The sequence below is a fragment of the Ignatzschineria sp. PL_is040 genome (assembly GCF_055813795.1).
This window is the reverse complement of sequence record NZ_JBVPGU010000004.1, coordinates 1-19,949: the sequence shown is the minus strand read 5'-3', so window position 1 is coordinate 19,949 and position 19,949 is coordinate 1. Positions and strand designations below refer to the sequence as shown.

General features: G+C 42.2%; 20 protein-coding genes. 6 read left to right on the top strand and 14 right to left on the bottom strand.

What is annotated here, in order from left to right:
* The first annotated feature begins 4 nt into the window (after positions 1–4).
* Together hpaB and hpaC are read left to right on the top strand one after the other, a co-directional pair.
* Entirely contained in the window at positions 5–1,576 is a 1,572-nt protein-coding gene (gene hpaB / locus AC0SAP_RS06610) for a 4-hydroxyphenylacetate 3-monooxygenase, oxygenase component (RefSeq protein ID WP_473383536.1), read from the top strand.
* Between the two features lie 84 nt (positions 1,577–1,660).
* Complete coding sequence (hpaC, locus tag AC0SAP_RS06605; RefSeq protein ID WP_473383535.1) at positions 1,661–2,173, top strand: 4-hydroxyphenylacetate 3-monooxygenase, reductase component; 513 nt, start codon at positions 1,661–1,663, stop codon at positions 2,171–2,173.
* Positions 2,174–2,284: 111 nt separating this feature from the next.
* On the opposite strand, the gene AC0SAP_RS06600 is transcribed toward hpaC, so the two are convergent.
* The 8 genes from AC0SAP_RS06600 to AC0SAP_RS06565 form a co-directional block, all read right to left on the bottom strand.
* Positions 2,285–3,232, bottom strand: a complete 948-nt coding sequence (locus AC0SAP_RS06600; protein WP_473383533.1) for a helix-turn-helix domain-containing protein — start codon at positions 3,230–3,232, stop codon at positions 2,285–2,287.
* Positions 3,233–3,395: 163 nt separating this feature from the next.
* Entirely contained in the window at positions 3,396–4,610 is a 1,215-nt protein-coding gene (pcaF, locus tag AC0SAP_RS06595) for a 3-oxoadipyl-CoA thiolase (protein ID WP_473383532.1), read from the bottom strand.
* 82 nt (positions 4,611–4,692) lie between these two features.
* Positions 4,693–5,364 carry a 3-oxoacid CoA-transferase subunit B gene (locus AC0SAP_RS06590; protein WP_473383531.1) on the bottom strand — a complete coding sequence of 224 codons (672 nt, stop codon included), beginning with the start codon at positions 5,362–5,364 and terminating at the stop codon, positions 4,693–4,695.
* 11 nt (positions 5,365–5,375) lie between these two features.
* The gene (locus AC0SAP_RS06585; RefSeq protein WP_094567938.1) at positions 5,376–6,038 is read right to left on the bottom strand and encodes a 3-oxoacid CoA-transferase subunit A; all 663 of its coding nucleotides are present in this window, start codon (positions 6,036–6,038) and stop codon (positions 5,376–5,378) included.
* 529 nt (positions 6,039–6,567) lie between these two features.
* Complete coding sequence (gene catA / locus AC0SAP_RS06580) at positions 6,568–7,503, bottom strand: catechol 1,2-dioxygenase (RefSeq protein ID WP_473383529.1); 936 nt, start codon at positions 7,501–7,503, stop codon at positions 6,568–6,570.
* A 237-nt stretch (positions 7,504–7,740) separates the two neighbouring features.
* Complete coding sequence (gene catC, locus AC0SAP_RS06575) at positions 7,741–8,031, bottom strand: muconolactone Delta-isomerase (RefSeq protein WP_473383528.1); 291 nt, start codon at positions 8,029–8,031, stop codon at positions 7,741–7,743.
* 149 nt (positions 8,032–8,180) lie between these two features.
* Entirely contained in the window at positions 8,181–9,326 is a 1,146-nt protein-coding gene (locus AC0SAP_RS06570) for a muconate/chloromuconate family cycloisomerase (RefSeq protein WP_473383526.1), read from the bottom strand.
* 147 nt (positions 9,327–9,473) lie between these two features.
* A complete protein-coding gene (locus AC0SAP_RS06565) occupies positions 9,474–10,322 on the bottom strand; it encodes an alpha/beta fold hydrolase (RefSeq protein WP_473383525.1) in 849 nt (282 codons plus the stop codon).
* 360 nt (positions 10,323–10,682) lie between these two features.
* Between AC0SAP_RS06565 and AC0SAP_RS06560 the strand changes: the two genes are divergently transcribed.
* Together AC0SAP_RS06560 and AC0SAP_RS06555 are read left to right on the top strand one after the other, a co-directional pair.
* Entirely contained in the window at positions 10,683–11,501 is an 819-nt protein-coding gene (locus AC0SAP_RS06560) for an IclR family transcriptional regulator domain-containing protein (RefSeq protein ID WP_473383523.1), read from the top strand.
* Between the two features lie 139 nt (positions 11,502–11,640).
* Positions 11,641–12,447 carry an IclR family transcriptional regulator domain-containing protein gene (locus AC0SAP_RS06555; protein WP_189363316.1) on the top strand — a complete coding sequence of 269 codons (807 nt, stop codon included), beginning with the start codon at positions 11,641–11,643 and terminating at the stop codon, positions 12,445–12,447.
* Positions 12,448–12,642: 195 nt separating this feature from the next.
* Here the strand turns inward: AC0SAP_RS06555 and htpX are convergent, their stop codons facing one another.
* From htpX to AC0SAP_RS06530, 5 genes are all read right to left on the bottom strand, one after another.
* Positions 12,643–13,527 carry a protease HtpX gene (htpX, locus tag AC0SAP_RS06550; protein WP_109236425.1) on the bottom strand — a complete coding sequence of 295 codons (885 nt, stop codon included), beginning with the start codon at positions 13,525–13,527 and terminating at the stop codon, positions 12,643–12,645.
* Between the two features lie 355 nt (positions 13,528–13,882).
* Positions 13,883–14,254, bottom strand: a complete 372-nt coding sequence (gene rplS / locus AC0SAP_RS06545) for a 50S ribosomal protein L19 (RefSeq protein WP_094567946.1) — start codon at positions 14,252–14,254, stop codon at positions 13,883–13,885.
* Between the two features lie 91 nt (positions 14,255–14,345).
* On the bottom strand, positions 14,346–14,966 hold the full coding sequence (locus tag AC0SAP_RS06540; RefSeq protein ID WP_094567947.1) for an L-threonylcarbamoyladenylate synthase: 621 nt from the start codon (positions 14,964–14,966) through the stop codon (positions 14,346–14,348).
* A gap of 19 nt (positions 14,967–14,985) precedes the next feature.
* Entirely contained in the window at positions 14,986–15,669 is a 684-nt protein-coding gene (locus AC0SAP_RS06535) for an NUDIX domain-containing protein (protein WP_473383521.1), read from the bottom strand.
* A 199-nt stretch (positions 15,670–15,868) separates the two neighbouring features.
* Positions 15,869–16,477, bottom strand: a complete 609-nt coding sequence (locus tag AC0SAP_RS06530) for a YcbK family protein (protein ID WP_094567949.1) — start codon at positions 16,475–16,477, stop codon at positions 15,869–15,871.
* 451 nt (positions 16,478–16,928) lie between these two features.
* Between AC0SAP_RS06530 and dnaB the strand changes: the two genes are divergently transcribed.
* On the top strand, positions 16,929–18,320 hold the full coding sequence (dnaB, locus tag AC0SAP_RS06525) for a replicative DNA helicase (protein ID WP_109236428.1): 1,392 nt from the start codon (positions 16,929–16,931) through the stop codon (positions 18,318–18,320).
* Between the two features lie 111 nt (positions 18,321–18,431).
* Here the strand turns inward: dnaB and AC0SAP_RS06520 are convergent, their stop codons facing one another.
* A complete protein-coding gene (locus AC0SAP_RS06520; protein WP_473383520.1) occupies positions 18,432–19,022 on the bottom strand; it encodes a cysteine hydrolase family protein in 591 nt (196 codons plus the stop codon).
* A 116-nt stretch (positions 19,023–19,138) separates the two neighbouring features.
* Between AC0SAP_RS06520 and AC0SAP_RS06515 the strand changes: the two genes are divergently transcribed.
* Positions 19,139–19,408: a hypothetical protein gene (locus AC0SAP_RS06515; RefSeq protein WP_473383518.1), complete on the top strand. Its 270-nt coding sequence runs from the start codon at positions 19,139–19,141 to the stop codon at positions 19,406–19,408.
* Positions 19,409–19,949: the final 541 nt, after the last annotated feature.

Below are 19,949 nucleotides of genomic sequence, written 5' to 3'. Positions count from 1 at the left end.
AATAATGACAAAACTACCTGAAGACTTTCGTGCAGAAAAAAATCGCCCATTTACTGGTGCAGAGTATATTGAGAGCTTAAAAGATGAACGAGAGATCTATATCTATGGCAAACGCGTCAAAGATATTACGACACATCCTGCATTTCGAAACTCTGTTGCATCAATCGCTAAACTCTATGATGCACTTCATGACCCTGCAACAAAAGAGAAATTGACCTGGGAGACCGATACCGGCAATGGGGGCTATACCCACAAATTCTTCCGTTATGCAAAAAGTCGTGAAGAGTTAAGAGAGCAGATTGAAGCGATCTCTGAATGGTCAAAACTAACTTATGGTTGGATGGGACGTTCGCCCGATTATAAAGCTGCCCTTGGAAATACTTTTGGCGTTAATGCCGACTATTATGGTGAGTTTGCCGATAATGCTCGTCGCTGGTATAAGCGATTGCAAGAGAGCTGCCTCTATATGAATCATGCAATCGTCAATCCCCCGATTGATCGAGCAAAGCCGGTTAGTGAATTAAAAGATGTCTTTATCACCGTTCAAGAAGAGAGAGAAGATGGCATTATCGTCAGTGGCGCTAAAGTCGTTGCGACAAATTCGGCCTTAACCCACTACAACTTTATTGGTCCCGGCCCTGCGAACTTAATTGGTGAAGAGCCCTCTTCTGCGATGATGTTTATCGCCCCGATGAATGCAAAAGGAGTGAAACTGATCTGTCGCCCCTCTTATGAATTGATGGGTAGCCTCACTGGCAATGCTTTCGATTATCCGCTCTCGAGTCGCTTTGATGAGAATGATGCGATCCTCATCTTCGATAAGGTCTTTATCCCTTGGGAAGATGTCTTAATCTATAGAGATCCTAAGAAATGCCAGGCATGGTTTGGTCAAGCAGGATTTGTGCAGCTCTTCCCTATGCAAGCTTGTGCTCGATTTGTGGTCAAGCTCGAGTTTATTACAGGACTTTTAGTTAAAGCGCTTGAGTGTACCGGCTCTCTTGAATTCCGTGGAGTTCAAGCACAAGTAGGGGAAGTTGCCGGCCTTCGTAATGCTTTTAGCTCCTTCCTAGAGGCGATGTGGGCAAACTCAAAAGAGTGGAATGGCACGTTCCTTCCTGATCAAGAGGCGGTACATGCCTATCGTGCAAATGCACCTGAAGCGTATGCTCGTATTAAAAATATTATCGAAAAGACGGTGGCAAGTGGATTGATCTACCTCCCCTCTGGATCACGTGATCTACAGGACCCAACTCTCGATCACTATTTAAGTATCTATTGTCGCGGCTCAAATGATATCAACCATACCGATCGTATTAAGATCTTAAAACTCCTCTGGGATGCTATTGGAACTGAATTTGGTGGCCGTCATGAACTTTATGAGATCAATTATGCCGGAAACCAAGATGATATTCGTACCCAATGTTTAGGTCAACTTCGCGCCTCGGGAGAGCTCGATCGGATGATCGGCTTAGTGGATCAATGTCTCTCTGATTATGATGTCGATGGTTGGACTGTTCCCCATCTCCATAATTCAGATGACATCAATGTCATTAATCAATTATTAGCAGATCGCTAACATCAAGCCCAACAGATACAACTCCCCACTGACCTGTTATGGGTGGGGAGATTGCATCTAAAAGAGGATCAAAGGAGGAAAAAGATGAATAAACCTCAATTAACCCCTATTCAACAGCAGTTTCGCGATGCAATGAGTTCACTCTCAGCTGCAGTTAATATTATCACTACCAATGGTCGTGCCGGAAAATGTGGCCTAACAGCAACCGCTGTCTGCTCTATTACCGACTCTCCCCCCACAGTGATGATTGCGGTTAACCAAAATAGCAAAACAAATGCAACACTCAAAGAGAATGGCATCGTTGCCATCAATATCTTAGCAAAGGAGCATGAGGAGACCGCAAAGGATTTCGCCGGCTTGACACAACTGAATATCGAAGAACGTTTTCGCCGTCATGCATGGTGCGAAGGGGCGCATCAACTACCTATCTTGCAAGATTCTCTTGCCAATCTACAAGGGGAGATTATTCAAACGATGGAGATGGGAACCCATACCCTCTTCTTTATTGAACTCTTTGAAATTCGAAATCGTACCGGAGGCGCTGCCCTTGCCTACTTCTCCCGGGCTTTTCATGCCGTAGGGGATGAGTTGCGATAGGCTCATAATCACTACAGAGATAGTAACGGCGGTGACCATAATCACTTAAGCGACTATCTCTTTTTATTTCCCCTCTGACTTCTCCCCTTACCTCCCCCTCTACTTCTTCTTTTATCTCTCTGCCTCAGAGCGCGATGCTATTTTTTGCCGATAACCACTAGGGGTGATTGCAGCATAACGCTTAAAAAACCGGGTAAAATAGGAAGAATCTTTAAATCCCAATTGATGTGCAATCTCAATAATAGAGAGTGATTGATACTTTAAAAGAAACTCCGCCTCCTTAACAAGTCGTTGTGCAACATACTCTTTTGCCGGCAATCCGCCTAATTCTCGACAGATATTATTAAGTGTTGAAACCGTTATATTAAGTTTTTTCGCATAAAGTGGTAATGCCCAATGCTCCCGAAAATGCTCGTCGATAAGATGAAGATAACGCCGAAACTTCTCAGCATGCCGATGTTGACATAAAAAGAGCGCAGATCCATGATGCGCTAGACGGAAAGAGACAATATAGGCGAGCCGAATCCAGCAGAGCAGAAGTGCTCGAAGCCCTAGGCTCTCCTCTTTGGAGATCTCCTCTTGAATCGATACTAAAGAATTTTCTAAGATCGCAATTTCCGAATGAGACTCTCCCTTTAAAGTGAGGTCAAGAATAAAGGCTTCATCGCGATAAGAGCGCGTTGCATCGGGAAGCTTATTGAGAATATCGACTAAAATCTCTTTTGAAATAAAGAGAAGATGCCCCTTAACATGACCGCTAATAGTGATTTTTTGCGCTCTCCCGGGAGCCGAATAGTAGATAAAGGGGCGGTCTCGAATCACATTCTTTTGTGTCGCATGTTCTAAAATCGCCTCCCCTTCCGTAATATAGAGAAGCTGATAGAAGCTATTACGAGTTGAGTTTCGCATCTTGTCATAGAGGATATTGCTCCCGCACTCCGGCATTGAAGCGTACTCCCGAGAGATCTCCTCTAAAGATTCATAGATAAACCCCAAATTCTCCCCGATGGTACTCTTCACGATGGGAAGATTATCCGGCAACAATTGACTCAATATCATCACTCGCTCCTTCTTCTATCAGATAGTTATAACTATTTCTCTGCATAACAACTAATCAAACAATTAATAACAAAAACGCCCCAATCTAAAGAGGCGCTCTGCTTATTGTGATCGTTGCTATCTATTCCCCATCGATTGATGGTCAATAAATGCTCTATCTTCGCTATTCAACACGCTCAATAATTAAAGCGATTCCTTGTCCGACACCGATACACATTGTGCAAAGAGCATAACGTCCATTCCGGCGTTGCAGCTCATTAAGAGCGGCAATCACAAGACGCGCACCAGAGGCTCCTAGCGGGTGACCAAGTGCAATCGCTCCTCCATTAGGATTGATCCGTTGATCATCATCTTCTAATCCCAATTCACGAATACACGCTAAGGCTTGAGCGGCAAATGCTTCATTAAGCTCAATAACATCCATCTCTGCTAATGTTAAGCCAACTCGTTTAAGTAGCTTCTTAACAGCGGAAACGGGACCTATCCCCATCACTGAAGGTTCAACCCCCATACTCTGCATTCCTACGATTCGCGCTTTAGGGGTTAAACCATACTGTGCAACTGCCTCATCTGAGGCGATTAAGAGCGCTGCCGCTCCATCATTAATTCCAGATGCATTGCCGGCAGTAATAACACCCTCTTTTTTAACGAAAGGCTTCAGTTTCGCTAACCCTTCCAATGTCGTTGTCGGACGCAAATGCTCATCTTTAGCAACGATTAGATCTTCACCACGTCTTTGAGGAATTTGGACCGGCATAATCTCTTCTGCAAGATATCCTGCCGTATCTGCATGAGCTGCCTTCATCTGACTTGCATAAGCAAAAGCATCTTGATCTTCTCGAGAGATTTGATAGCGTTCAGCCACATTTTCCGCTGTCTCCGGCATTGTTTCCGTACCATAAAGCTGATCTAGCTTTGGATTAATAAAGCGCCAGCCCATTGTGGTATCTTCCATGATCTGCCCACGACCAAAAGCGCTATCGCTCTTACCCACAACAAATGGAGATCGCGTCATCGATTCAACCCCACCAGCAATCACCAAATCTGCTTCTCCTGCTCGAATTGCACGCGCAGCAGAACCAATCGCTTCTAGACTAGAACCACATAATCGATTGACCGTCACCCCAGGTACTTCTTGCGGTAATCCCGCTAATAATGCTGCCATTCGCGCAACATTACGATTATCTTCCCCGGCTTGGTTAGCACACCCCAAAATAACATCATCCACCGCTTCCCACTTTACTTGAGGATGACGGCGCATCAATTCCGTAATCGGTAACGCCGCTAAATCATCGGCACGAACAGGGGCCAATCCACCACCATATCGCCCAAATGGGGTACGAATGGCATCACAAATATAAGCATTTCTCTCACTCATCTTTTATCTCACTCTCTCTTTTTACGCTCTTTATTAACTTAATATCACTCACGCCTGCCACTTTTTATGCCGATACTTATGCTTACTGCGACTTCTCTTCTGAAGTTGCATCTATTAAAGGCGCATCTGTTAAGGCTTCTAGCTCTGGAAAAGTAATCCCACCAAAGAGCTCAGTTACATGAAGTTTTTGGTCACGAACATCTATTACAGCCAGATCGGTATAGATACGATCAACACATCCGATGCCGGTCAGAGGATAGGTACAATTTTTAACGATCTTAGGCGTTCCATCGCGTGTTGTATGATTCGTCGCAACCCAGACATTTTTAGCACCAATCGCTAAATCCATCGCTCCACCTACCGCTGGAATGGCATCAGGCTCACCGGTATGCCAATTGGCAAGATCCCCATTTTCCGCAACTTGAAAGGCCCCTAAAACACAGATATCGATATGCCCTCCTCGCATCATGGTAAAAGAGTCTCCATGATGAAAATAACTTCCCCCCGGTAAGAGCGTTACCATCTCTTTACCGGCATTAATCAGATCAGGATCTTCTTCACCCGGTGCCGGCGATGGTCCCATTCCCAATAAGCCATTTTCACTATGGAGAAAAATCTCTTTATCATCTCCAAGGTAGTTGGCAATTGAAGTTGGAAGACCAATTCCTAAATTGACATAAGCGCCATCAAAGATATCTTCAGCAACCCTTGCGGCAATCTCATTTCTCGTTAATGGTTTATAGTTTTTTGTCATCTCTCTCTTCCTTATCTAATTTCCACAACATCTGTTACAAATATGCCGGGTGTGACGATACATTCAGGATCTAAGGCGCCTACCTCGACCACTTCATTCACCTGAGCGATAGTCTCTGCTGCTGCGGCTGCCATAATAGGACCAAAGTTCCGTGCTGTTTTTCGATAGATAAGATTGCCATATCGATCTCCCTTGTAAGCCTTAATCAGGGCGAAATCTGCGGTAATGGGATACTCCAAAACATAGTTTTTGCCATTGATCTCTCGAGTCTCTTTCCCTTTTGCGAGCTCTGTTCCATAGCCCGTTGGGGTGAAGATCGCACCAAAGCCCGATCCTGCGGCTTGAATTCTAGCGGCAAGATTACCCTGAGGGACAAGCTCTAATTCAATCTCTCCTGCACGATAGAGGGCATCGAAGACATAGGAGTCCGATTGACGAGGAAACGAGCAGATAATCTTCTTAACGCGCTTAGCCTTAAGGAGTGCGGCTAAACCGATATCTCCATTGCCGGCATTATTATTAATGATGGTAAGATCCGTAGCGCCATGTTCAATCAGCGCATCTATGAGTTCAGCAGGCTGCCCTGCCGTCCCAAATCCGCCAATCATAACGGTGGCGCCATCGAATATCTTTCCGATCGCTGCATGAATAGATGGGCTAATTTTATTAATCATATTGATCCTTTTGTAATATCCCTTTGTAAAAATATATGTTGTGATGGTAGGTGGTGATAAATATTGCCTTTCTCCCCTGCACTCTCTCGTTGCCACTTCTCTTCCAGCGTCTTCCCTTACAGCTCAATTACTGAAAGATTCAACGGCTGAAAGCTCAATCTCTAAACTCTTCTTGAGAAAATAGAGCGCGAAAAAGGGGATCCCAATCACCTTAACGTGTTGAATTTATTAAAATTCTTTCATTGTGCTAGTTTTTATTCTTCAACTAAGGCTTATTGCATCTCTCTGATTTTTTATCGCTCTTTTATGATTCTTTTATGGTTCTTTTTTATTATTCTTATTTTATTGTTGTTATATCTATTATGGCGATAGAGCATAGAGAGATGAAAAGAGATAGAGCCAAACTCCATAATAAAGAGCTCGACTCTATCTCTCTTTCTGTGAGGCTATGGAGAATCCTCACTGAAATAGCGATGCATCCTCCTTAAAATGACTCAATAAAAAAGATGCACCTCTAATAACGCCCTTTTTAGAGTGCCGCTCTTGCACGTGAGCTACGCACTTCCTGATCACTATTTACTGCTTTCGTTAATGAAAAATCAAAGACTAACTCTTTATAAGGACCTTTCATTTTAGCTGCTGCAATCTTCTCTGGATCGTTTACTTCCACAGCATCAACAATCAGCTCATCACGCGTTGCGTAAGCAAAATCATCATGACAGAACGGATCATCGCTTAAGTTAATTTGTGTTGTTAAATGACGATAACCTGGCGCATGAACAAAGAAATGGATATGTGCAGGTCTAGATCCATGACGACCTAAAAGCGTTAATAACTGCTCTGTCGGGTTTCCAGGAGGAACTGAATATCCACTTGGCACAATACTACGCGCAGTATATTGTCCATTATCTGTCTTAATGGTACGACGCATATTGAAATCTGATTGACTCTGATCGAAGAAAGAGTAGTTTCCTTTACTATTACAGTGCCATACCTCTACCGTTGCGTTAGGAATCACTTCTCCTGTTACGGCATCAACCACCTTTCCTGAAAGATGCATCAAATCACTCTCGGTATCGGTTCCATCATCGAGCTGAGCTTCCCCTTCAACAACTGGAGCGCCGGCAACATAGAGCGGCCCTTCAATAGTTCTCGGTGTTGCGCCATCTTTTGCTAATCCCGCTTTCTCATCAAGCTCATCTTCACGTACGTCAAGGATATGCTCTAAGCCTAAACCCGCTACAAGGAGTGCTGTCTCATGTGCTTGGCCTAAGCGAAGAAGATAATTGGCACCATGCCAAAACTCATCTACCGTAATATCAAGATCATCGATCGCTTTACAGAGATCTGATAAGAGACGATGAACAATCTCCTTAACACGGGGATTCCCCTCATCTGAATCGTAACCTGCGGCTGTACGTAAAAATCCTTCTAAAAACTCTGGACTAGAAATTTTTGTTTTCATCTTTATTCTCCTAACTTTGGTGTTTCCCATTTTTATATCTATTCGACTCTTAAGGTCGATCGTATTCTAGAAGCTTAGATTGAGTACTTTTTATTAAGTGTGGTGCTCTTAAGCTCTATTGCTGCTAGATAACTCGCTTATTGAGTAGCGAGATCTAGACTTTTTAAAACTTTCAAACTTCTATTGTGATTTCAATTCTGATTCTTCGAGGCTCTGACTCTTCAAACTTTGATTTTTCTAATGATCATCTTCACGAATAGAAGAGGGATGACGGCAAAGCGCCTCTACTTTAATCTCCATATAGGGATAAAGTGGCAATCCCGTCAAGAGCGTATGAAGCTCCTCATTACTCTCTACATCAAAGATACTGACATTGGCATATTGCCCTGCAACACGCCAGATATGACGCCACTTTCCAGAACGTTGAAGCTCTTGGGAGTAAGCTTTTTCAGTCGCTAGAATCTCCGTACGACGCTGAGGATCCATAGATTCCGGAATATTGACAATCATCTCAACTTTAAACAGCATGACATCTCCTTTTAATAAAATTTCTCTACTAACTCGACTCACCAAATGTCTCATCAAATATCTCATCAAATGATTTCTCAAATCACTCGTCCCATTATTCGTTTAATAATATGAATAGGGGATCGCAGATGATGACTCCATGATGGTAATTACTTACGTCTATAAAAATTAACCTTATCCTCATCAAGCACCATACCTAACCCCGGCTTATCAGAGACTTCTACACCATAATTGTGGTATTGGAGAGGCTCGATAACGATATCATCCTTCAAAAGCAGAGGACTAAAGAGTTCCGTCCCCCATTCAAGTCTCGGGAGTGTTGAATAGGCTTGCACAGCAGCGCTTGTAGCAATCGATCCTTCTAACATCGTACCGCCGTAGAGTCCGATACCGGCAGCTTGTGCGATTTCAGCAAGTGCCAAGACCCCCAACATTCCCCCTGATTTTGCGGTCTTTAGCGCAAAAGCTCTAGCTCCTGCAATCTTTGCAATATTAAATCCTTCATAGGGGAGCCCTACTGACTCATCCGCTAAGATCGGAATATTAAAACGTTCACTTAAACGCGCCTGGGCGGCGATTTCATGTTGCGCTAAAGGTTGCTCAACAAGGTCGATGCCGGCATCTTGTAGAAGTTGCATTCCCTCTATCGCTTCAGCTTCACTCCAAGCCTGATTAACATCCACTGTCACCATGCTATCATCGCCAAGCGCCTCTTTAATGGCAATGACATGCGCTACATCCTCTTTTACAGGGCGGCGACCAATCTTTAATTTGAAATCTTTATGGCGTCCTGAAGCGATCATCTCCTTCGCTTCAAGGATATCTTTCTCAGTATCGCCACTCGCTAATACCCATAATACAGAGAGTCTATCCTGAACTTTTCCACCTAAAAGCGTTGAGATCGGAACATTGAGAATCTTCCCTTGAATATCAAAAAGAGCGGTTTCTACAGCATTTTTAGCAAAGTAATTGCCACGGATATTTTGTGCCATTCGTACTTTTAATGCTTTGATAGAAGCGATCGATTGCCCAGTCAGAAGAGGGGCGATATATTGATCGATCGTCAATTGCATCCCTTCAGGACTCTCAGGGCCATAACTAAGCCCTCCAATTGTAGCGGCTTCTCCTAATCCCAATACGCCCCCTTCTGTATAGATCTTCACAATAACAGAGCTTTGGGTTGTCATCGTCGTCATTGACAGCTGATGACCACGGATCGTAGGTAGATCGACAATCAATGTCTCAATCTTAGCGATACGATCTGTCAATAATGTTTGATTTGCTAAAAGGGTCATTCTCTATTCCTTATATCTCGGTACTCTATTGAGAAACTATCACAGCCTCTCCCGGTAGTAACTTCATAGTGGCTTCATAACGACTTCAAATAATAGCTACAGATGATGGCTCTAGATGATAACTCTAGATAATATGGTGTAATAACACTATTTCGCCATTAACCACTCTGCCAAGATTTGATTAAATGCTTCTGGTGCCTCGACCGAAGGGACATGACCAACAGCTAATACTTTAAGTGCTCTATCCCCCATTAGATCTGCTAATTGCTCCATATTGCTAAGCGCCATCGCCTTATCTTCACTTCCGGCAAGAGAGAGGACAGGAATAGATGAATCTCGTGAAGGGAGCCGATCTGTTGCACTCCAAGCACCTAATGCTTCACATAATTGTGCATAACCTTCATTACTTGTTGCCGCTAATGAACGTTGCCAATTTTCAATCTCACTGGTCGCCGTTTCTAAATAATCATCTGCAAACCATCTTGGGACAATCGTTGCCGCCATCTTTGCCAAACCGATCTGACGAACATCTGCCGCACGACTCTCCCATGCAGCTGTTTCACCAATTTTATGACTACTATTGGTGATCATTAAACTCTTCACTCTTTCCGGCGCTAGAAGAAGAATCTCTTGACCAATCGCACCACCGATAGAGGTCCCCACATAATGAAAACGCGGATAACCTAACTGATCTACTAATCCCAACACCATCTCTGCTAATGACTCAATTCGCCACTGCTCATCCTCGCTTGGCGCCGGGCTATTCCCATGTCCAGGGAGATCGATCGCTAAAAGATCATATTGCGATTCAAAAGCGGCGATCGTTTCATCCCAAACGTGTCGATTCATCCCCAAAGGATGTACGAATACGATGAGGTCACGAGGAGATTCCCCCGCAACATAGAGATAATTGATCTTTTCGTTATATCGCTGCTCTTGATACTTCACTGCTTCCTCTCCTCGATACTGTTGATACTTCTCTTTTATATCACTCAATCTATCCCTCAACCTATCACTCGGTGATGAAATAATCTCTTGAGTGGTTATCTCTTATATAGTTTTATGATTTTTTTAAACGATTCTTGTACACGGCTCTTTTAAGCGATTTTTTTGAACACTGAGATCTTAAAGGCGCTTGATATCTCGACTCTTAACTTACTCAGTGTCTCTTGTTCGACTGTCGAACTATATCTCCATTGATCGCCCACAACTTATTAATCTCATACCCCACTAGGATTGTCAAATCTTTAATACTTTTATGAATCAGATCTTCTACATAGAAAAAAATTATCGTCTATAATGTGTAAAAATTTATCGAGGATTGCCCTTTTTTTTAGAAAACCGGATAGGAACAAAGTGACGGAAAAGATGCAGAATAACTATATGGAAGAGCTCTCTCCCCTTTTAGAGCAATATGCAGAAGACCCTGATTTCATCACCGCTTTTGCCCGGGGACTTGTGATATTCCAAGTTCTCTCTAACAGTAAACGTCCTCAATCAATATCCGATATTGCCAAAATCACCGGTTTTCCACGCGCAACGGTAAGACGAGGACTCTACACACTGGTAAGACTCGGTTATGTGAGCCAAAATGATCGGGAATATACCTTAACGTCAAAGATCTTAACGCTCTCTCACAGCTTTATCTCTTCCCAATCACTTCCCAATGCCGCGCAGCCAATCCTCGAGAATATTACCAAAGAGGTTGATGAAGCCTCCTCAATGGCAGTCCTAGCACAGAGCAATATTGTCTATATCGCCCGCTCGTCAGAAAATACGCAGCGGATCATGTCCAATACCTTAGCAATTGGTAGCCAACTACCTGCCTGTTGCACCTCAATGGGACGCGTACTCTTAGCTGCCGAACCTAAAGAGAGACAGATCGAACTATTAGCTCAGCATCAGCTAAAGATCTATACCCCCAATACGATCCATACAGAAGAGGATCTTTTAGCGGAATTGGAGAGGATCAAAGAGCAAGGATATGCCATAATTGATCAAGAGCTGGAGATTGGGCTACGCTCTATTGCCGTACCGGTCTATGACAAATCGGGAGCAATAATTGCGGCAATCAATATTAGTACCCATGCGATGCGAAATTCTGTTGAGGATATGATCAATAAATTCCTGCCGGTACTACAACGCTCAGCGCAGCTCCTTCGAACCTTTTTATAAAACTCTTTACCAACGATCTATTTCTCTCTATAAAGCCTCTAATAACAAATCGCTCTATAGAGAGCTATACTGATAGGGAATATCGCTATTGGAATCTTTAGATGGAGTGATATTCCCCACTATCATGGATAAAACGCTTATGCAGAAAGAATCAATAGAAGAATATGGAAAAACATTAGAGAAGCATGCAGATAATGCTGATTTCCTAAGCTCCTTTGCCAGAGGTTTGATGATCTTTGAGGTTCTCTCCACGAGTAAACGCGCACAAACAATTTCCGATATCGCAAAAGAGACGGGATTTCCTCGCGCCACCGTTCGTAGAGGCCTTTTTACATTGGTAGAATTGGGTTATGTCCTTCAAGATGATCGTTACTATGAGCTCTCACCTAAAGTATTAATGATCGCGCATGACTATATCAACTCCCAAACGCTCTCTACAACCGCGCAACCGATCTTAGAAAACCTCACAAGAGAACTTAATGAAACGGCAACAATGGGAGTATTAGTGAAAGATGAGGTGATCTATATCGCCCGCTCATCTGATAATCGACAAAAGATTATGTCCAATACGTTAACAATAGGGAGCCATCTGCCGGCATACTGCTCCTCTATTGGTCGTGTGCTTCTTGCAGCAGAATCGAGAGAGAGACAGATCGAAATTCTTGCCCAATCTCATCTTATACCCTATACAGATCGTACTATCTATGATCGCGATCGACTCTTAGATGAACTCGAAAAAGTGAAACGCGAAGGATACTCCATTATCGATCAGGAGCTCGAAGTTGGGCTGCGCTCTATCTCTGTTCCCGTCTTTGATCGAAGTGGCAAAGTGATCGCTTCCATCAGTATTAGTGCTTTAACGCTTAAATATAGTATCGATGAATTGATCAATAAATGTCTTCCGGCACTTCAGAAAGCAGCGGCAATTTTAACAACATTTATCTAACTTTTTATTGATATAACCTTTTAGTAAACTTTTTAATAAACTTTTTTAATAAACTTTTTTAATAAAAAGTGTAAACGCAAAAACGCCTACGGCGAATGCAACAAATAAGATAACAGATAAAGATAACTTATAATGTTGCCACCGTAGGCGCTCTTTTTTATCCCTTTTACTACAAGGCTTAAGACTACGAGAGTACTATCCTTGACGATTTTCAGCTTCAAGAAGTGCCGCAATCCGCTTCTCTAAAGGGGGATGGGTACTAAAGAGATCTCGAATTGACCCGGTAAAACCAAATGCCGCAAATTGTCCTGGAAGATCTTGGTTAAGCTCAGGTCGACGACGTAACGCATCTAATGCATTTGCCATCTGACGATTAGAAGTCAGTCTTGCACCTCCAGCATCTGCTCTAAACTCACGGTGACGGCTAAACCAACTTGCAATAATTTGAGCCAAAATTCCAAATACGATCTGCAACACAATAGTGCTGATCATATAGATTCCACTACTGCTACTCTCCCCATTAGAGTTCCCTCTCGAGGCGATCGCTTCAGCAATAATTCTTGATAAGAAGACAACAAAGGTATTCAGAACTCCTTGAAGAAGCGCCATTGTTACCATATCACCGTTCGCAATATGTGCCATCTCATGGCCTACAACCGCTTCGATCTCCTCTTTATTCATCACGCGCATGAGCCCTGTACTGATCGCCACTAATGAATTATTTCGACTTGCACCTGTCGCAAAAGCATTAGGTTCAGGAGAATCAAAGATACCAATCTCAGGTCGCTTTAAACCTAATGCCGCCGCTTGTCGTTCAACAACATTGACATACCATGCTTCAAACTCATTCTGAGGTGTCTCAATTACATGAACCCCCATAGAACGCTTCACCATACTTTTTGACATTAGTAAGGAGATAATTGAACCGGCAAATCCCACTACAGCACAAGCAAGTAACATCGGAAAGAGGCCTCGCCCACCTGAAATAGCGGTATCTAAGCCGGTAATTTTTAAAATAATAGTGATCACTGCGATCACCGCGATATTCATCGCAACCCATAAAGCAACTCGTTTAAACATAGAGTCTCCTTCTCTTCTATAAATATCTTGCAATACTTTTAACAGATCTGATCAACGCTTCGATCTAAATCAGATCCCATTTTTTATCTCTCTATCTCAATCGATCATCATCTATTATATCGATCAGGACAAGATTTATTCTACTTCAATTCTACTTCACCCTAATAATATGAGGCTTTTTCCCCTAAATACAATATATATCGATCATTATCAATCACGCTTATATCCAAGATTTAGCGTTAGGTTTGGTTTAGATTTTTATTTAGATTTGTGTTCAGCTAAGATTGAAGATAGAAAAAAACCTTGGCGATTAAAATCACCAAGGTCTTCATCTGGATTCAAAGAATTTCGAAAATTATGCAGTCGCTGCTGTTTTACGCGCTGGTAATTTCTCTTTAATTCTTGCTGCTCTACCTGAAAGTTCACGCAAGTAGTAGAGCTTAGAGCGACGAACGCTACCACGACGTTTAACATCGATGCTCGCGATTAATGGGCTATAAGTTTGGAAAGTACGCTCCATACCAACACCGTGAGAGATACGTCTTACGATAAATGATGAACCCATTCCACGATTTTTAATTGCAATCACAACACCTTCAAATGCTTGAATACGCTCGCGATCGCCCTCTTTTACCCTTACATTTACAACGATTGTATCGCCAGGGTTGAAAGCAGGAAGCTCTTTGCCTTGCATTGCTTCTTGCTCTAATTGTTTAATAATATTCATGTCCGTTAAACCTTCTAATGAAATAACCATCTTACCCAGATTTATTCTAAGCAAAGCATTATACACCAATATTCAATTATTGGTATCACTTTTATTCAAACAAAGCTGTTGAGCCTTGCCCTTTACGTAATATTTCAGGGGCTCCTTCGCTCAGATCAATGACTGTCGTTGGCGCCATACTACATGCTCCACCATCAATAATCGCATCAACATGATCCCCTATGACCTCATTAATTAAGGTGGCATCATTTAGCTCATAAGCTTCATAACCAGGGATTTTTAAGGTGGTAGAGAGTATCGGGGCACCGAGCTCTGCTAAAACAGCTTGGATTATAACATGATTTGGCACACGAAGTCCTACTGTATTTCGTTTTGGCATCAGAAGTTTTTTAGGAACCTCTTTTGTTCCACGTAAAATAAGCGTATACGGTCCTGGTAAAATCGCTTTTAAGAGGCGATATTGGGGATTATCCACCACGGCATAGTGCGATAGTTCTGAAAGATCTTTACAAATTAGAGAAAAATAGTGATCTTTAGCACTCTCTTGACGAATTTTTAAGATGCGATCCATACCGCGCTGATTTCCCACCATACAACCGATGGCATAACTAGAATCAGTCGGATAGACGACAACCCCCTCATTACGAAAAATTGAAACAACCTGCTCAATTAATCTCGCTTGTGGTGTCTCTGGATGAATCCTTAATAACATATAAGCCTCCTTCTGTTGCTTATGCACTCATCAAGTACTCTTGATAATGTAGTTTAAACCATAAAATGGCAATTAGCGTAAACTCATTATCCAACTTTCCTTGATCTAATAGTTGAAAAGCCTCTTCTCGAGTCATCGTAAAAGCTTCTATATCTTCTCCCTCTTCCTCAATACCGTAATAACCTCCTGCACAACTTAAATCGCAGAGCCCTAAATAGAGATGCATTTTGCCGGGACTTCCTCCTGTTGAGGGATAATATTGATAGATGGGAATCAACTTCTCAATCTCTACTCCCGCCTCTTCTTCTGCTTCTGCCCGAATAATCATCTCAGGTGACTCTGCACGATCAATTGTTCCGGCAACAATCTCAATAGTCCAAGGCGAACGGCGCTCCTCTCGCTCTATAAGCGGAACTCGAAGTTGTCGAACAAAGAGTAGATGATCTAACTTTGGATCATAGAGAAGAATACTCACCGTATCACACTTTACAATCACTTCGCGACGAATATCGTAGAGCATCTCTCCATCAAAACGTTGATGATCAACGATAACCTCATCAATTTTAAAAAAACCATCAAAAATTCTTCGGCGAGATTGGAGTTGAACACTACTTTTATCCAAGATTTTTCCACTACTATCCCGAGGAAGCTCTTCTATAAGCCCTCTCTTGTCACACTCTTTAATACATTTTTGCGCTTCCATGCCACCCCCTTCTAAAATTTGACTAAGTAATATCGCCCTTAAACCTTTAGTATAAAGCATAGGAATTTATCATAGATATTTATAAAAAATTTATAAAGAATTTATAAAATTTACAGAAAAGGCATGGGAAAATAAAAAGCCACTTCTTATAAGAAGTGGCTCTCTAACAAATCTATCTCTTGTCGATAAAAATCTAAAATTAACGGCCCCAGTTTCTCACTGCACCGCTATCAATATGTACAAAAGCTGAACGGCTATAGTAACCAACACCACCTGCTTTTAGGGAAAGTGCTGCATTGCGGAGATTACGAGTTGCAATACCCGGCATACGAATATCAATCGCCTTTGCTTGCATATGGAGACTTGATTTTGCTCCGCGGATAGCTCTATTCGTTTGTGGAGAACGGTAACCACTTAAACCGTGAACTGGCTTGTTAAAGCCTAAACGGAGTCTTAAAGCAAATAGTTGATCAAGTACATTAGGATCATACAGTTTAGAAGTTGTTGTTCTTCTATCTCTTAAAGCCCAAGAGATCTCATCTAATGATTCTCTGATATAGCCTTCTGTAGGTGTCCAGTAAACAGTGCGAGTAGTCTCACCTAATGCGGGCGTATAAATTGTTAATTCACGCTCTTGCGACACTGCTTGTTTCGCTAATGCTGGATTTAATCCGAAGATACCGAAGACAGCTGATCCGGCTAAAACGCCTGTCGCCACTTTCAAAAGATTACGTCTATTATCACATACAAATTCATTATGCTGCTCTATAAAAGACTCTCTGTCCGTAATGATCAATTTACTATCCATGTATCTTTAACCCTTGCTTGTTCTACTAACAGACTATTTCATTTAGCCCCTTAGCCTCTATTATCAACTGATTTCCTAAATCGAGAAATCAGTGTAATGTTCATAACCTAAAATTGCAACCTTGCAAGCTGTAAATTCACTAAATAATTAGTATAAATTGATCAAGATACTTGTCTTATAAATTTATAGTTAATTATCTTATATAACAGTTCGCAGGATTGAGTCCCTTTTTTAATCCGTTGTAACAAGATCTTAAGAGATGAACGAAATTATTAACCCCTTTCTTAACCACTCTTAAGTGCTTATTTCCCCCAAATGGAGGTAAGAATTATTTCAGAAATTTTATTACAAAATATCGATCAAGTGCAACGATTTTTTACCAACATGATAAAATAGGCCTCACCATAATAGAGCCTACATATAAGAGATCTTTAAAATCAAAAAAGAGAATATGCAAAATAGATCACCACAAGATAACGATATCGCACAGATCAAAACTCCTCCTCACTCAATTGAAGCTGAGCAAGCTGTTTTAGGAGGTTTATTACTTGATCGAGATGCATGGGATAAAATCGATGGGTTGCTATCCCCTAGCGACTTCTATAGTAAAAATCACCGCATTATTTTTGAAGCAATCTACACACTCTACAATGAGATGCAGACGGTTGATATCTTAACCGTTAGTGATCACCTTAAACAGAAAGAGGTGCTTGAAGAGATCGGGGGACTTCCCTACCTTGCAACATTGGCACAAGATATGCCCTCTGTCAGCAATATCGCCGCCTATGCCAATATCGTTTATGATCGTTCCGTCATTCGAAAATTGATCGCCGTAGGAACCAATATTGCCGATTCAGGCTTTAATCCCGATGGCCGCAGTAGTAACGAACTGATTCAATTTGCAGAGCAGGCGGTCTTTGCCATTGCAGAGCAAGGAACCAAACAGGATGCCGGACTTATCGATATCCGTGACGTACTTAAAAGTACAATCGCACGGATCGATGAGTTAGCCCAATCCCAAGGAGGTGTCACCGGTGCGCCTACCGGTTGGGATCAATTTGATGAGATGACTTCAGGTCTTCAAAATGGAGATATGATCGTTGTTGCCGGACGTCCATCGATGGGTAAAACAACCATTGCAATGAATATGGTTGAACGTGTTGCGATGTATACCAATAAGCCTGTAGCAATCTTCAGCTTGGAGATGCCGGCAGAACAGCTTGTTATGAGAATGTTTGCCTCTATCGGTGGCATTGAGCAAGGAAAAATTAGAACCGGTGAACTCAATGAGATTGAGGCGAAAAAGTTAAGTGACGCAACAAAAACACTTGCTCAAACAAAGATCTTTATCGATGATACAAGTGGCTTAAGCCCTTCTGAAATGCGTTCTAGAGCACGTCGATTACAACGTGATCATGGCCAATTAGGGCTGGTCATGGTGGACTACCTTCAGCTGATGAGCATCCCTGGAATGTCTGATCATCGTGTTGCTGAGGTCTCTGAGATCTCGCGTTCATTAAAACTGATGGCGAGAGAGCTCAATTGCCCTGTTATTGTCCTATCACAGCTCAACCGTAGCCTTGAGCAACGTCCTAATAAACGACCCGTAATGAGTGACCTTCGTGACTCTGGTGCGATCGAGCAGGATGCTGACTTAATCTGCTTTGTCTATCGTGATGAGGTTTATAATGAGGATTCTCCGGAGAAAGGCATCGCTGAAATTATTATCGCTAAGCAACGTAATGGTCCTATCGGAACAGTAAAGCTCAGTTTCCAAGGGCGCTATTCTCGCTTTATGAATCTCTCTACACGAGATTTTGCTGATCAATTTATTGATGAATAATCACTATCCCTTATATAAATTGACAAAGCCATAAGACAAAATCAGAAGTTAAAGAAGTTAAAAAATAGCAACAGTAAACAAGCAATAGATGAGTAACAAGACTCCTAGCAGCTATGCTTCTAGGAGTTTTTTTAATTCTGCGATTGGGATCACCGTGGCTAATCCTTCTAATGCATCCATACTCTCTTGATGAAGCTCAAAACTCTTAGCAGCACAAAGCTCATCAACGACATAAACTCTAAAGCCCAACTCATGGGCTTCCCTTGCACTACTCTGAATAGCTAGCAGTGAACTCACACCTCCTAAAATAAGAGTATCTATTTTAGATATCTCAAGCCATCTCGCCAAGTTATTGCCGGTAAAAATACTCACTCCTTTTTTAATAAAGTAGTGATCCTCTTCACTCTGCTCTAATCCTTTAACCCAACAATTATTAGGAGAGTTAAGTCGTAATGCACCTCGCTCTTTCGCTTGATGAAACATCGGTGAGAATCTTGGGATATCGTGATAGTCATCTGCAAAGCCCACCTTCACCCAAACAATAGGCACATTCTCTAGCCGAGCGAAAGAGATTGCACGATTACTCTCTTCTAAGATATTTCTCTGCAGAAATTGTTGGTAACTACTATTTGATAGCCCCTCTTTTCCGACAATATCCTCGATCAAATCGATCAATACCAAAGCCTTAGATTTCTTCTTCATATCAACCTCTCCGCATACTGTTTTCTATCTTATTCCCTTTGTAACATAGCATTATCTATTAAACAAAAGAATATAAATCACCACTGAGGCTTATGAATTGCCGGATCTGATACTACATGCTTCCAATAATCGCGTGCCAGCAAGGGGAAATTTCCTCAATTGCTGAAACTTCAGGTTACATTGAGTTAATATTTCTACCAAGCTTTTTTTCCGGCATCATAGATGCCGATTGGCGGGCATGCACCGGCAAAAAGAGCGATATAGTCGGCTCCCGCCACTCAACAAGCCCTCTTATAAATTCAATCCCTGAAACAACAGAGGCTGATGAATTGCCGGATCTTACTATCGCGTTCTTCCAGAAATCTCATGCCGGCAAGGGGCATTGAAAATGCCCAAACTGCAGATATGCACTAGTAATAAGAATGAAGTAGTGGGTTCCCGCAGCTCCATGAGTTCTCTTAAGAGTCATCAAAATGATTCATTGAAACAACAGAAGCTGATGAATTGCCGGATCTTACTATCGCGTTCTTCCCCAAATTACGTGCCGGCAAAGGGCGATCATTCAATCTTCGAAACATTTCTTATCTTTATAAGAGACTGATGAATTGCCGGGTCTTACTACCGTGTTCTTCCAGAAGTTATGTGCCGGCAATCGACATCGAAGATGCCAAACTGCGGGCATGCACCGGTTAAAAGAACGATATAGTCAGTTCCCGCAACTCAATGAACCTTCTTAAGGGGAAAACATCCAGGATTGTTGGTCGCCATTCATCATCCTTCTTTCTATTGATTCTATTGAATAAAAAAAGATTACTTAAAATCCAGACAAAGAAAAAGCTCCTAGCTAATTAGCTAGGAGCTCTTAATGAAGCCCTGGGGTTGACCTACTCTCACATGGGATCTCCCACACTACCATCGGCGCTGCTA

Coding starts and splice junctions, on each gene's coding strand:
- AC0SAP_RS06520 (WP_473383520.1), bottom strand. CDS start 19,022: ATGAAGAAGAAATCTAAGGCTTTGGTATTGATCGATTTGATCGAGGAT.
- htpX (WP_109236425.1), bottom strand. CDS start 13,527: ATGTTTAAACGAGTTGCTTTATGGGTTGCGATGAATATCGCGGTGATC.
- catA (WP_473383529.1), bottom strand. CDS start 7,503: ATGAAAACAAAAATTTCTAGTCCAGAGTTTTTAGAAGGATTTTTACGT.
- dnaB (WP_109236428.1), top strand. CDS start 16,929: ATGCAAAATAGATCACCACAAGATAACGATATCGCACAGATCAAAACT.
- rplS (WP_094567946.1), bottom strand. CDS start 14,254: ATGAATATTATTAAACAATTAGAGCAAGAAGCAATGCAAGGCAAAGAG.
- AC0SAP_RS06555 (WP_189363316.1), top strand. CDS start 11,641: ATGCAGAAAGAATCAATAGAAGAATATGGAAAAACATTAGAGAAGCAT.
- AC0SAP_RS06535 (WP_473383521.1), bottom strand. CDS start 15,669: ATGGAAGCGCAAAAATGTATTAAAGAGTGTGACAAGAGAGGGCTTATA.
- AC0SAP_RS06585 (WP_094567938.1), bottom strand. CDS start 6,038: ATGATTAATAAAATTAGCCCATCTATTCATGCAGCGATCGGAAAGATA.
- AC0SAP_RS06515 (WP_473383518.1), top strand. CDS start 19,139: ATGCTTCCAATAATCGCGTGCCAGCAAGGGGAAATTTCCTCAATTGCT.
- hpaB (WP_473383536.1), top strand. CDS start 5: ATGACAAAACTACCTGAAGACTTTCGTGCAGAAAAAAATCGCCCATTT.
- AC0SAP_RS06530 (WP_094567949.1), bottom strand. CDS start 16,477: ATGGATAGTAAATTGATCATTACGGACAGAGAGTCTTTTATAGAGCAG.
- AC0SAP_RS06570 (WP_473383526.1), bottom strand. CDS start 9,326: ATGACCCTTTTAGCAAATCAAACATTATTGACAGATCGTATCGCTAAG.
- AC0SAP_RS06540 (WP_094567947.1), bottom strand. CDS start 14,966: ATGTTATTAAGGATTCATCCAGAGACACCACAAGCGAGATTAATTGAG.
- AC0SAP_RS06600 (WP_473383533.1), bottom strand. CDS start 3,232: ATGATATTGAGTCAATTGTTGCCGGATAATCTTCCCATCGTGAAGAGT.
- hpaC (WP_473383535.1), top strand. CDS start 1,661: ATGAATAAACCTCAATTAACCCCTATTCAACAGCAGTTTCGCGATGCA.
- pcaF (WP_473383532.1), bottom strand. CDS start 4,610: ATGAGTGAGAGAAATGCTTATATTTGTGATGCCATTCGTACCCCATTT.
- catC (WP_473383528.1), bottom strand. CDS start 8,031: ATGCTGTTTAAAGTTGAGATGATTGTCAATATTCCGGAATCTATGGAT.
- AC0SAP_RS06590 (WP_473383531.1), bottom strand. CDS start 5,364: ATGACAAAAAACTATAAACCATTAACGAGAAATGAGATTGCCGCAAGG.